The sequence below is a fragment of the Spiractinospora alimapuensis genome (assembly GCF_018437505.1).
GTDB lineage: Bacteria > Actinomycetota > Actinomycetes > Streptosporangiales > Streptosporangiaceae > Spiractinospora > Spiractinospora alimapuensis.
In genome coordinates this window covers 3,977,399-3,990,112 of record NZ_CP072467.1, presented here as the reverse complement: position 1 = coordinate 3,990,112, position 12,714 = coordinate 3,977,399, and the positions used below count along the sequence as shown (strand labels likewise).

The following is a 12,714-nucleotide window of genomic DNA, read 5'->3' as shown; positions in this document are numbered from 1 at the left end:
TGACCAAGAAAGCCGACCAAAACGCCCTGTTACCCTTGCTTCGTGGGAAATAAGGACGAGTCGTCGTGGCGCGACCCGGCGGTCTCCATGGCGACGGTCGGTATGATCGCGCAGATGTTGGGTGGTGAACCGGCCGCTCCGAGCAGGGCGGACCGGATCACCCGGCAGCTCGAGCGCGCGATCGCCGTCGGCGTGCTCAACCAGGGCGACAAGCTCCCCACCGAGAGCCTGCTCGCGGAACGCCTCGGCGTCTCCTCCATCACGCTGCGTCAGTCGCTGGCCGAACTGCGGGCGCGGGGGTTCATCGCGACCAAGCGGGGACGTGGCGGCGGTAGCTACGTCCAGCGCCGGCCACCCGTCGCTCGCGCCCACCTGCTCGACCAGCTCGCGCGCCGCACGAGCCAGGAGCTGCGCGAGCTGGGGGACCTCGCCGCGACCATCGCCGAGGGTGTGGGTCGGCGGGCGGCGACGCGTGCCGACGCCGACGACCTGCGGCGTGCCCGGATCATCGCCGAGGAGTTCCGCGACGCACCGGACGCCGAGGGCCTTCGCCGCCTGGACGGTCGGTTCCACATCGCCGTGAGCGTGGCCTGCCACTCCGAGCGACTGACCAACGCGACGCTTCAGATCCACGGTGAGCTGGCCGAGGTCATGTGGCTCGGCGACGACGACGTCCCCCACAGCGCCCGGAAGTCCGCCGAGGAACACTTCGCCATCCTCGAGGCGATCTCCCGGCAGGACCCGGACACGGCGGGTCGGCTCTGCGGCCTGCACTACGAACGGGAGTCCCAGGAGGTCATCGAGCACTTCCTGGCACTCACCGACGACCGCTGGAGCGACCATGCCCGCTGCTGAACCAGCCCGGCGGGCTCAGGTGACGGCCGAACGCGTTGCGACGCGTCTGGACCGGGTGTTCGACGACCTCCAGGCCGTCGCTCCGGTTCTCAGCGCGGTGTTGGAGTCGGCGTCGGTGGGGCGCGGTGACCTCGCGTCGCTGGATGTCGCCCTCATGGACCTGGTTCGTCGACAGGCCGGAACGATCGACGGGGCGGGGGTGGCCTTCGCGCTGGGCGCCCTGCGTGACGCGTACACGTGGCTGCAGTGGTGGCGGGTCGGCGGGTCGGGTGAGCTCGAGTTCGCGCGCCACGTGTTCGACCCCGGGTCGGTCCGGTACTACGACTACACGGCGATGCCGTGGTTCGCGGTCCCCGCCTCGCGCGGTTCCACCACCTCGGTGGGCCCGTATCTCGACAGCGGCGGGACCGACCGCAACATCGTCACCATCGGGGTTCCCACCGTCACGCGCCGGGGCACCTGTGTCGTCGCCGCGGACCTCCGACTAGACCAACTCGAGAGCGTGTTCCGTGGTGCCCTCGGGCCGCACGCACCCGCGGCCGTCCTGGTCAACGAGCACGGGCGGGTGGTCGCCTCCACGAGCGCTCGGCACTTCGCGGGCTCGTTGCTTCCCGTCCCGGTCGCGACCCGCACCCGGTTCGTCGCGGTGCCGTCGGCGGAGCCACGCCGTCTGCCGTGGCGGGTGGGACTTCTCGCCGCCGGCTGACAGGTATCGCCGCGGGACGCCGCGTCACCGATCCGGCACGGCCATGCGCCCAACGCGTTTTCGTGATCCATTCACAGACGGCGCCCACAACTCCGGAACTGTGACCTGCGTTGTCGCCATTTCCACGCAACGCGTTGCGCTTTGCGTATCCAAACAGTGACATTCTCGTAATACAACAAAAACATACTAAGACTAAATCTTAAATTGCAACTGATTTACGCACGGGCCATTGGGAACGCGGCGCCAGCGCCTCGCCGACTCGCACCATGGACGGAACGGAAAGCAGATGACCACGCCCCAGTCGGTGCGTCGACCGTGCCGGGAGGGCCTTCTCCCGGTCGTGTCCGCGCCCACCGATTGGCGGACCGGATCCGCGGATCGTTGTCGAGACGCGCGGTTCGGGACCCGGAGTCGACCCGACGGCCGAGACCTCGGTGTGGGCTCCTGTCCAGGTGGACGTGATCGGTCCGCGGCAGTGTCGCCGCGTCTCCGACGTCCCCGACCAGGCGATCGCACCCGGCGTCCGCGCGCTCGCTGACGAGGCGTGGGCCACGTCCCCACTACACGCGCCCGTAGGACGAGTCGGGCCGCGCACGTGCCCACGGGCACGCGACGGCCCCGAACAGATTCCCGTCGAACGGAGTTCTCTTTCATGTCTTCGGAGCCCAGCAACCCGTCCCCCAAGGGAAGCAGCTCTCTCTCCGCGATCGACCACACACTGCACCAGCAGTGGACCAACTGGGGTGGTAACCAGTCGGCGACGCCGGCCTACACCGTCCGCCCGCGCACCGAGCAGGAGGTGATCGACACCGTCCGCTTCGCGATCCGCGAGGGCTACCCCGTCCGGGCGTTGGGAGCCGGCCACTCCTTCACCCCTGTCGTGCAGACCGGCGGCGTACTCATCGACATGGCGCACGTGAGCGCCGTGACCGGGACGGACCCCGCGAAGCGACGCGTCCGCGCCCTCGGGGGGACGGCGATCCGCGAGTTCGGACCGCCCCTGTGGGAGGCCGGCCTGTCCCTCGCCAACCAGGGTGACGTGGACCACCAGTCGATCGCCGGCGCCCTGTCGACGGGTACCCACGGCTCCGGGATCCACTTCGGTAGCTTCTCCTCCACTCTGCGCTGGGCGCGGATCCTCAACGGGCACGGCGAGGTCGTCGAGGTCACGGAGAAGGACGTCCGGGAGCTTCGGGCCGCGCAGGTGGCCCTCGGAACGCTCGGGATCCTGTTGGAGGTCGAACTCGAGGTCGTGCCGCGGTACTACCTCCAGGAGAAGATCACTTATCCCACGTTCGAGGAGACCCGGGCCAACTGGGCCACCGACATCGCGGAGAACCGCCACTACTCATTCCTCTGGTGTCCCCACCCGGACTCCGGAGCGCTGTACGAACTCCCCACCCCGCCCGGGGAGTCCATGGTGAACCGGAGCTACACCAAGCGCTACAACGAGGTCGACGTGACCGACGAGGGCGCCGAGGTCTCCACGGCCAAGGGCGCGCGCCGGGACCGCGCGTATCGGATCTACCCGGGTGGTTTCGGCATCCCCTTCCACGAGCTCGAGTACTACGTGGACTCGCGGCACGCGCTGGAGGCCGTCGAGGCGATGCAGGACCTGATGCGCACCCGGCACCCCGAGCAGGAGTACCCGCTGGAGGTTCGGTGGGTGAAGCGGGACGAGGGACTGCTGTCCCCGTTCCAGGACCGCGACACCACGGTGCTCTCGGTCTCCGGCGCGCCGGGCGCCAACTACTGGCCCTACCTGCTCGATGTGGACAACCTGCTGCGGGAGTACAAGGCACGCGCGCACTGGGGCAAGATCCACTTCCTGACCCGGGACCGTGTCGCCGAGCTCTACCCGGACTTCGACCAGTTCGTCGCCGTCCGCCGGGAGTTCGACCCCAACGGTGTGTTCCTGAACGACCACACCCGCGCCCTCGTCGCCTGAGGCGGCTCCCCTCGGAACGGACCCCTCATGGAAACCTTCGGACAGATCATCATCTACGTCATGATGGCGTTCCTCTTAGCCGGCGCCGTCATGTCCCTGATCAACGACCAGAGCGGGATCGGAAAGGAGTTCAAGGAAGGCATCTACTCGATCGGCCCGATCTTCCTCCCGGTCGCGGGCATCATGTGCCTGATCCCGATCCTCAGCGACCTCATCTCGACCTACGTCGCCCCGGTCTACGCCTGGATCCACAGCGACCCCGCGCTGGCCGCGACCACGCTGATCGCCGGCGACATGGGCGGCTTCCAGTTGGCCTACGAGACCGCCGGCAGCCACAGCGCCTGGATCCTGGCGTTCGCCGTGAGTTTCACCGCCGGATCGACGATCATCTTCTCGATCCCGGTCGGCCTCGCGATGCTGCGCGAACGCGACCACAAGTACATGGCGCTGGGGGTCATGGCGGGTCTCCTCGCCATCCCGTTCGCCGTGTTCATCATGGCGCTACTGCTGCAGACGACGGGAACGCCGCTACGGGAGGACATCTCGACGACGGCGGACTCCACCCGGCCCTTCGACATGCCGATGACGGAGATCCTGACCAACCTGGTCCCAATCACGATCTTCGTCGTCCTGCTCGCCCTGGGCCTGCGGTTCCTCACCGGCTTCATGGTGAAGGCGTTCATCGTCTTCGGACGGGTCCTGGACGCGGCCATCAAGATCGCGTTGGCCCTGGCGGTCGTGCAGTACTTCACCGGCGTCTTCGACGTCTTCGGCGCCTGGCCGCTGGCGCCGTTCATCGCCGACGAGGAGGACCAGTTCCGCGCCCTGGAGGTCGCGGGCTACATCGGCGTCATGCTCGCCGGAGCGTTCCCGATGGTCTACGCGATCCGGACCTGGCTGGCCACGCCCCTGCGGATCGTGGGCGGCCGCCTGGGCTTCAGCGAGCAGGGCGCTGCCGGCCTCCTCGCCGGCGCCGCGAACATCCTCGCCCTCTTCCGGGTCGTCCACCTGATGCCGGCCCGGGACAAGGTGCTGACCATCGCCTTCGGCGTGTGCGCGGCGTTCGCCTTCGGCGACCACCTCGCGTTCGCGGCCAACTTCCAGCCGAACATGGTGGGCGCGTTCATCATCGGCAAGCTCGCCGGCGGCGTCATCGGTATCCTCCTCGCCCTGTGGCTCGCCCTCCCCTACGCCCGCGTCCTCGCCGCCCGCGACGCCGCGGAGGCCGAGCTCACCGAAGCGAGCGGGACCGACGACCCGGGCGGGCGCGCCGCCGACGCGTCGCCCACGGACGACGGCAGTCCGGCCCCCCAGCCCCGCGTCTCGTCCTAGCGCCACCCCGGTCCGGCCACGCCACAGTGCGGCGTGGCCGGACTCTCGTACGCCATCGAATAGCAGCGCCTCACGACGGGTCGAGAAACTCCGCCCGGGACTGATCCAGCAGTCCGCGACTCGATTGACCGTGGCGCCGTTCCGGCCTAGGAGTCAGGACCTCGCCGCGCCGGTGCTGTCGAGGCTCAGCGTCGCGTAGACCATGTTGTGGTCCGAGCGCAGGAGTTCGCTCTGCTCGCCCGATGTGGCCTCGGTCTGGGGGACGAGGGCCCAGTCGAGGACTGTCGTGCCCTCCTCGACGAAGACGTAGTCGATCTGGTCCCCCTCGGGGAGGGGGATCTTCCCGCCGTTGTACGAGGCGAGGTGCTCACCGGACCGTTCGTCCTCCGGGGCGAGGTCGCGGGCGTTGTCGAACCCGAGATCGCGGAACGCGGCGTAGGGGCTGGTGCCCGCCTCGGTGCTGGAGGAGTTCATGTCGCCGGCGAAGATGACCGGCAGGTTGCGGGTCGCCGGGTTCTGCTGCGTGATGTGCGAAGCGGTCCGTCGCGCGTCGTCGAATCGCACCGTGTCCCAGTCCCGGGCCCAGCCGTTGGGGTCCTCGGCGTCGCCCGAGCGGTACTCCAGGTGCATGTTCACCACGACCACCCGAGTATCGGTCTCCAACTCACGCAGGATGTTCCAGTTCACCGTCTTGCCGTAGTCCTCGGTGGAGTCGGGCAACCAGAACAGGTCGTGGGGAAGTTCCTTACCCTCGGTGTCAAGATGGGAGAAACGTTCCGCGTCGTAGTAGGTGTAGCGCCCCGCGCCCGACCGCAGCGGGTAATCGTGCCGCGGGTGCCGCGCGTCCTCGTACTCGGCCGGCGCCTCGGCGTAGCCCCGCTCCTCCATGGCCTCGGTGAAGGGCACTCGGAAGGTCTCGATGTCGACGTCGGGCACCTGCGGGACGGGGTTGTTCCCGATCTCCTGGGTGGCCACGATGTCGAGTTCGCTGTCGACGACGTCGTCGGCGGCGGACGCGGCGCGCTCGTCGGTCCAGGGCGCGAGTTTGGTCGGGCAGTCCCGCCCCAAGGTGACGTCGCATTCGGCGGGCGTCGGCATGCAGCCGTGACCGCAGGTGTTGTAGGTGGCGACCCGGAGGTCCACGGTGGGGCTCGCGGCCGACACCGGGGCGACGGCCAGCCCCATCGGCAGCAGGAACGACAGACTGACTCCGGTGACCAGCACGGACTTGTCCATAGACGGGAACCGCATCGCAACTCCTTGGAGCCTCGACGACTTCAGGTGTCTCGTTGTGCGCGCGTTGACCCAGCCCGTCCTCGCGGAGTCAACGCGATCATATATTCGCTGGTCACAGCGACGGGGCAGTGACACGCCGCCGACGTGCCGCTGAACGTCACCCGCCCGAACGACGATGGAGGCCCCACGGTCCAGTGACCGTGGGGCCTCCACGTACTCGGGTCGACGGAGTCGACGCCAGGGGTTACGCGCTCGGCTTCGGGTCCGAAGCCTCGGCAACCTCAGCCGGGGCGTCGGCGGATTCCTCCGTCAGTTCCATCTCATCGGCGTCCCTGGCCTTGGGGACGGGGGGTCGCGCCACCTCGTTGCCAGGAATGTTGGGATCCTCGTTCAGGTCCTTCACCAAGGCCGCCATCATCAGGAACGACATGATGAAGAAGGGCAGACCGACCACGGTGATGACCTTCTCCAACGCCTGAACCGCGGAGACCTCGGTGCCGGCCATGATCGCCGCGGCACCGGTACCGCCCACCAAGGCGAAGGCGACCAACCCCGCGAGAACGGCCCAGTAGACGCGCTGCCGGGTCGGCGGGGTCGCCTTCTCGTCGCCGTTACACATCATGTCGATCACCAGCGACGCGGAGTCGGCCGAGGTGATGAAGAAGATCGCCACGATGACGACGGCGATGGTCGCGATGATGGTCGCGAGGGTGGCGTCCACGGGGAAGTTCTGCAGGAAGACGAACAGCGCGCCCGGCACGTCGCCCTGGTTCACGACCGGTTCGACCAGAACCCCCGGGTTCAGCCGCTCGATGTCGAACGCGGCGAGCCCGAAGATGCTGAACCAGATCAGGCTGAACAGGGTGGGCAGGCCCAGCACGCCCGCCACGAACTGGCGGATCGTACGGCCACGGGAGATGCGGGCGACGAAGATGCCCACGAACGGCGCCCAGGTGATGGTCCACGCCCAGTAGAAGACGGTCCAACCGTCCTGCCAGCCCGTGTCCTCGTAGGTGTCGTTCCAGAACGCGAGCTCGACCACGTTGGAGAGATAGTGCCCCGCCTGCTCGACGGCTCCCTTGATCAGGAACAGGGTCGATCCGGCGAAGAAGACGAAGACCAGGAGCGCGACCGCCATCAGGATGTTGATGTTGGACAGTCGCTTGATGCCCTTGTCCAACCCCAGCGCCACCGAGATGGTGGCGATCGTGGTGATCACACCGATGATCGCGAGCTGGATGACCAGCGACGTGGGATTGTCCCGCTCCGTGGGCAGGCCCACGAACAGGTTGGCGAGACCACTCTGGATCTGGGCGGAGCCCAGGCCGATCGAGACGGCGAGACCGAACAGCGTGCCCACGATCGCGGTGACGTCGACGGTCCGGCCGATCGGGCCGTGGATCCGCTCCCCGAGGAACGGGTAGAAGATCGAGCTGACCCGCATCGGCAGCCCACGCCGGTAAATGAAGTAGGCGAAGGCGAGCGCCGGAACCGTGAAGATCGCCCACGTGTGCAGCGTGAAGTGGTAATTGGTGAAGGTGATCGCCTGTTCCGCCGCGGCCGGCGTTTGGGCGAACTCCTCCTGGGTAAATCCTTCTGGCCACCGTGGCGGGGTCGCGTAGTGGTTGATCGGCTCCGCGACTCCCCAGAACATGAGGATGGTGCCGATCCCCGCCGCGAACAGCATGGCGAACCAGGACCAGTTGCTGAACTCGGGACGCGAGTCAGGGCCTCCGAGCCGGACGGAGCCGAAGCGGCTGGCCGCGATCCAGATCAGGAAGATGAGAAAGACCGTGACGCCGAGGATGTAGAACCAGCTCAGGGACGACAGAATGATGTTCTCCGTCGCCCAGGTGAAGGCGGAGTTCACCTCTTCGGTGAACGCGATAGTGAGGATCACGAATAGGAACGCGAGCCCACTGGAAGTAAAGAAGATCGTTGGGTTGGTGCGAAGACCAAGCCGTATGGCCAGGTTGTCGAGCATCCGTGCTCCCGGGTTGATGCATCATTATTGGCGCGCCTTCCCGCGCCGACTGGTACCCAGACCCCCAATCCCCCGACCGAACTCGTCGGGCGTCAGATCGCGAACAAGTCGCGTCGGCGCCCGACATAGATGCGGAGACTAGTATTCGCGATATTCCGCTGTCAATGATCTTCCCCGCGAAAAACATCCACGAACGCACGTCGTTCCCAAATGTTTATCTACCCCACGAAGTCAGCCAACGGGGTTCACCGGAAGCTGTCAAAGTCTGACTACCCTGGGTTTGCGGTAGTGGTCAGAACGCTCCACCCCGAATCGGGGCATTCCAGGTCATTACGCACAAGCGATCCGACTACTCGCGGTTACCGGTTGTCGCGAAACGAGCGCGAAACCCCATCAGATCAACACTCTGAGTCGCGGCCATCCGATCCGCGCAACGTTTGCTGATTTTGTCGGCGAAGCCTTCGAATTTCTGACGCGTTGGCGACAATGCATTGTCCGCGTCAATCGTCGGACGATTGACGCGGACATCTGATAACCTCAGTTCAGCTGAATTATCTATTCGCATTTCCGTGCGCGAATGCGCCGCTCACCCGACGGAGTCACTTCCCCACTCTTCACACCGACCCCACGACGCTCCAGTCACTCTGGGCGGCCCCCGGACGTTTCCGCAGGCCGCGCGCTGCTCGGGCGCGTTGGAGCGTTGTCGGCGCGGCGCGGGCACGGGCATACCCGAGGCCCCGCTCATACCGATGAGCGGGGCCTCGGGGCCGCTCGCGTCGTGCCGACTTTCCGGGACGCGCCACCCGTGGTGTCCAGGTGGGTCAGGTCACGTGGGCACCGTCGAGGTCCCACACGTCCAGTAGCCCACACATCCCGTGCCGCACCCCGGGGACGGGGTCGGCGAGGTACACGGCGGAGTCCGCCAGGTGCGGTGCCCGCCCCGCCGTCAGGTCCGCCACGTGGTGACGGGTGGTCTCGGCCTGGTGGTGGGGACCGCGTTCCCAGTGGTGGAGCCAGCCGCCGGCGCTCTCCCGAACGAGGCGGGCGGCCGCCGTGTGGAGCGGAGCGAGCGCGGAGGGCCCCACCTTCAGGACGTCGTCCCGCAGGCGCAGGTACCCGCGGACGGCGAGATCCCGACGGACGCGGGCGGCCTCCTCCCGCCCTCGCTGCGCGGAACCCGCGTCGGGGAACTCGGTCGCTGCCGGAATTACGGTCGATTGTAGATAGGCATCTTCATCGTCCAAAACCTCGGGCGGGAAGGTCAGGATCGCGTCGCCGGACTCCGGGAGCCCGGCGTTCTGCATGACGACGACGAGTTCCAGGTCTCCGCTGTGGTTCACGAGCCGATGCACCGTTCCGGGCGTGAACCACAGCAGTGTCCCGGCGGCGAGGGGCACCTCGCGGTACCCGTTCCCGCTGAGGGTCTCCAGCGTCCCCGTTCCGCGGACGACGACGTAGCCCTCGCTGGACACGGTGTGAAGGTGGGGCGAACCGCCGGCCTTGCCGTCCTCGGCGAGCCAGTCGTACACGCGCAGACGAGAGACGCCCGTCCCTCCGGGGAAGCCGGTTCCTCTGTCTCCGCTCACGGCACGGTCACCCCCGCTGGTTCGGCCGACGCGACGTCCCGGCGCGTGGACCAGCCCTCCAGGACCCTCCGGCCCCAGGCGGCCAGTCGCCCGCTCCCGTCCGCCTCCCGGTCACCGTCGGCGATCACCACGCCGTAGCGGTAGGTCAGCGGCACGCCAGGCTCCGCGCCCACGACGGTGTCGAAGAACGGCGCCGGACACACGCACGCGAACATTCCGGTGCGGACGAACCACTGGGTCGGGTGGTTCGTGTTGTCGGGCGCGTCCACGAACACCAGCGTGGATGAGCGGTCGTGTTCGTCGTGCCGTCCGGCGAATCCCAGCCACGGGGCGCGGGTCCCCATCATGTCATCGCCGCCCACGGCGTCCTGGGTGTACACACGCCCACCGGAGAAGGACCGGGGCCCGCGCCAAAACAGCCCCCCGTACCCGGCGTTGGGTCGCCCCTCGGTGGTGGGGCTGCCGATCGGGATCGCCTCGTCGGTCACGTTGGTGAACGTGGTCCGGAACGTGAGCAGCCACGCGTCGTGTTCGGTGTCCACCGTGACCCCGAACCCGCGTCGTTCGCGGAACCAGGTCTCGCCCTGGGCCGTCACCCAGTCGAGGCGCTCGGCCACCTCGACGGAGTCGGGGCCGACGTCGATCCGTTCGAAACCCTGGTGGGTCATCGCCCCGTCGTTGTCCAGTTGGGTGTATCCGACGTCGCGCCGGTAGGTGACTCCTCCCCAGAAGTTCGCCGGGCCGACGTTGGGCAGCGACCAGGCGATGCCCTTGTGCCACACGTGGTCGTGTGGCCGGTAGAGGCTGACGAGCTCGCCGCCGAGTGTGCGCATCGGGTGGAAGTAGGGGCGCGGTGACTCCAGTTGTCGATCCCACGGATGGTGCACGTATCGCAACAGCCTCCGTCCGTCGTGGGTGACCGCGAGCGAACGGCCGTGTTCGTGCGCCACCCCGAGCCCACGCGGATCCGGCTCCGCTCCCGCGGAGTCACGTCGGTCGAGCTGTTCTCGGTCCTCGTCCGGTCTTTCCTCGTTGGTCATGTCCAGCCTCTCCTTACGGCTCCCCGTCACGGGTGCCCGTCCCGGCGTTGACTCTCGACGGACATCACTCGATGAAGTACTGCTCCGGGTTCGTCGGGCCGGGGTCGTTGTAGATCGACGACGTGGGCATGGAGTCGGGAACGTTGTGGAAGTCGTTGGCGACGATGCCGTAGCCGTTGGGCGTCAGGCTGATCCCGATGGCGTAGAACTGCTCCTTGGCCTCCTCCATGAACTCCCGCATCAGTTCGATCTGGGCCTCCTCGTCGGCTTCCCCCTGCACCTCGTCGTAGATCTCGAGCTGTGCCCGGACGTCCGCGGGCGGCTCCTCGCCGCGGGTGTCGTTTCCGTCGCTGACGTACCACTGCGCCCACGGGATGGCGAAGTTCGACTCCCCGGACTGGGTCGGCGCGAACCAGCGAGGGTCGTACATGGCGTCCATCAGGCCGTTGTCCCCGGACCACACGCTGGCCTCGTGTTCGTTGTTCTCGCTGCGTTCCTGCCACAGGGTCCGGTTCTCGACGTCGAGGTCCACGTCGATGTCGAGCGCGTCCCAGAACTGTCCGACCATCTCCATGGAGTCCACGATGTCGGCGCGGAAGTCACCGGGTATGGAGAGCGTGAACCGGATCGGCTCCCCGTCCGGACCGAGCCGCAGGTCACCGCTGCCCCGCTCGTCATAGCCGGCGTCGTCGAGGATCTCGTTCGCCAGGTCCGGGTCGAACTCGGTGTACTGGGTGGCGAACTCCTCGTCGTAGAAGGGCCCCTCCTCGCGCGGCGCGGCCTGCCAGGGTTCGCCCTGCCCCTGGTAGACGACGTCGATGATGTCCTGGCGGTCGATGGCGTGGGACAGGGCGATCCGGAAGTCCAAGTCGTTGAAGATCTCCCGCAGCGTGTCGTCCTCCGTCGTGAGGTTGAGGGCGATCACCCCGGTGTTCATCTCGCCGGGCTCGAGCTCGAAGAAGTCGTAGCCGCCCGACTCCCGGTTCTCGGCGATGGTGGGCCGGTTCTCCAGAGTGTTGAAGTGGCGCGAGTGCATGTTGATCTCGCCGTTCATCGCCTGCACGAGCATGACTTCCTCGTCCTGGAGGATGTCGAAGGTGACACGGTCGATGTAGGGAAGCTGGTTGCCCTCGGTGTCCACTTTCCAGTAGTAGGGGTTGCGCTCCAGGACCATCCGGCCGGAGTCGGCGAGTGGGTCCACCACCATCCACGGGTTGAGCGTCGGTATGTCGGGGTTCTGCCAGTACAGGGCGCTGTTGGTGACGCCGGCCTTCTCCTCGAACAGTTCGACCCAGTCGTCGTACCCCTCCTCCTCCGCGTTCTCCTCCGCGTCGGGGTTGTACTCGGGGTGGAACTCCTCGAGGTAGTGCTTCGGCTTCTGCACCACCTGGTACTGGAGCAGGTCCCGCCCGGCCCACAGGCCACTGGGTTCGGTGAAGGTGATCGTGACGGTGTGGTCGCCGTCGGCCTCCGCCGTCCCCGGCTCGGTGGCGGCGACCGTCGACAGCTCCTCGTTGTTGAAGACGTCGTTGAAGGCGAAGACCACGTCGTCCGCGGTGAACGGCTCGCCGTCCGACCAGCGCACCCCCGGGCGGAGGTGGAAGGTGAGTTCGGTGGCGTCGTCGTTGTACTCCCAGTCCTCGGCGAGGTTGGGGACGAGTTCCTCCCACTCGGGATCCCAGCGGGTGAACTCCTCGTACCCCACCGTCCTCCCGAGCCACGGCCAGTCGCCGACGCCCATGACGGCCGACGACCACTCGCCGCCGTAGGAGCCGACCCGGTCGTGCGGCTCGACGACCAGTGGGTTCTCGGGCAGTCGTTCTTCCAGCGGCGGGAGGTCCCCGGACTCGACCAGTTCCGCGAGTCGCGGCGCCTCTCCCGTGGCGTCGATCCCCGCGCTCGCGTCCTCGCTGTCGGGGTCCAGGGAGAAGAATCCGCACCCCGTGGTCAGGGCGACGGCGACGACCGCGGCGGGCAGTGCGGTCGCCCGCCGCTGTCTGTGGTGGCGTGAGAGGCTCATGCGGCTC

General features: G+C 67.5%; 9 protein-coding genes. 4 read left to right on the top strand and 5 right to left on the bottom strand.

Annotated features, from left to right (window positions below):
* The first annotated feature begins 42 nt into the window (after positions 1-42).
* The 4 genes from J4H86_RS18565 (at position 43) to J4H86_RS18550 (ending at position 4,841) form a co-directional block, all read left to right on the top strand.
* Positions 43-855: a FadR/GntR family transcriptional regulator gene (locus J4H86_RS18565; RefSeq protein WP_236539096.1), complete on the top strand. Its 813-nt coding sequence runs from the start codon at positions 43-45 to the stop codon at positions 853-855.
* Positions 842-1,561, top strand: coding sequence for a cache domain-containing protein (locus J4H86_RS18560; protein ID WP_236539095.1), 720 nt, complete (start codon positions 842-844; stop codon positions 1,559-1,561). Before J4H86_RS18565 ends, J4H86_RS18560 begins: the two co-directional genes overlap by 14 nt.
* A gap of 652 nt (positions 1,562-2,213) precedes the next feature.
* On the top strand, positions 2,214-3,509 hold the full coding sequence (locus J4H86_RS18555; protein ID WP_236539093.1) for a D-arabinono-1,4-lactone oxidase: 1,296 nt from the start codon (positions 2,214-2,216) through the stop codon (positions 3,507-3,509).
* Between the two features lie 27 nt (positions 3,510-3,536).
* Positions 3,537-4,841, top strand: coding sequence for an ethanolamine utilization protein EutH (locus tag J4H86_RS18550; RefSeq protein ID WP_236539092.1), 1,305 nt, complete (start codon positions 3,537-3,539; stop codon positions 4,839-4,841).
* 153 nt (positions 4,842-4,994) lie between these two features.
* Here the strand turns inward: J4H86_RS18550 and J4H86_RS18545 are convergent, their stop codons facing one another.
* The 5 genes from J4H86_RS18545 to J4H86_RS18525 form a co-directional block, all read right to left on the bottom strand.
* Entirely contained in the window at positions 4,995-6,092 is a 1,098-nt protein-coding gene (locus J4H86_RS18545) for an exonuclease/endonuclease/phosphatase family protein (RefSeq protein WP_236539090.1), read from the bottom strand.
* A 229-nt stretch (positions 6,093-6,321) separates the two neighbouring features.
* Entirely contained in the window at positions 6,322-8,061 is a 1,740-nt protein-coding gene (locus J4H86_RS18540) for a BCCT family transporter (protein WP_236539088.1), read from the bottom strand.
* 821 nt (positions 8,062-8,882) lie between these two features.
* Positions 8,883-9,647: a cupin domain-containing protein gene (locus J4H86_RS18535; protein WP_236539087.1), complete on the bottom strand. Its 765-nt coding sequence runs from the start codon at positions 9,645-9,647 to the stop codon at positions 8,883-8,885.
* Positions 9,644-10,687 (bottom strand): DUF6807 domain-containing protein, encoded by a 1,044-nt coding sequence (locus J4H86_RS18530; RefSeq protein ID WP_236539085.1) that lies wholly within the window; start codon positions 10,685-10,687, stop codon positions 9,644-9,646. Before J4H86_RS18530 ends, J4H86_RS18535 begins: the two co-directional genes overlap by 4 nt.
* A gap of 64 nt (positions 10,688-10,751) precedes the next feature.
* Positions 10,752-12,707, bottom strand: a complete 1,956-nt coding sequence (locus J4H86_RS18525) for an ABC transporter substrate-binding protein (protein ID WP_236539083.1) — start codon at positions 12,705-12,707, stop codon at positions 10,752-10,754.
* Between the last annotated feature and the right edge of the window lie 7 nt (positions 12,708-12,714).

Bases quoted from the DNA above. Each gene is read 5' to 3' on its own strand.
- J4H86_RS18560 (WP_236539095.1), top strand. From the start codon at position 842: ATGCCCGCTGCTGAACCAGCCCGGCGGGCTCAGGTGACGGCCGAACGC.
- J4H86_RS18555 (WP_236539093.1), top strand. From the start codon at position 2,214: ATGTCTTCGGAGCCCAGCAACCCGTCCCCCAAGGGAAGCAGCTCTCTC.
- J4H86_RS18550 (WP_236539092.1), top strand. From the start codon at position 3,537: ATGGAAACCTTCGGACAGATCATCATCTACGTCATGATGGCGTTCCTC.
- J4H86_RS18545 (WP_236539090.1), bottom strand. From the start codon at position 6,092: ATGCGGTTCCCGTCTATGGACAAGTCCGTGCTGGTCACCGGAGTCAGT.
- J4H86_RS18540 (WP_236539088.1), bottom strand. From the start codon at position 8,061: ATGCTCGACAACCTGGCCATACGGCTTGGTCTTCGCACCAACCCAACG.
- J4H86_RS18530 (WP_236539085.1), bottom strand. From the start codon at position 10,687: ATGACCAACGAGGAAAGACCGGACGAGGACCGAGAACAGCTCGACCGA.
- J4H86_RS18525 (WP_236539083.1), bottom strand. From the start codon at position 12,707: ATGAGCCTCTCACGCCACCACAGACAGCGGCGGGCGACCGCACTGCCC.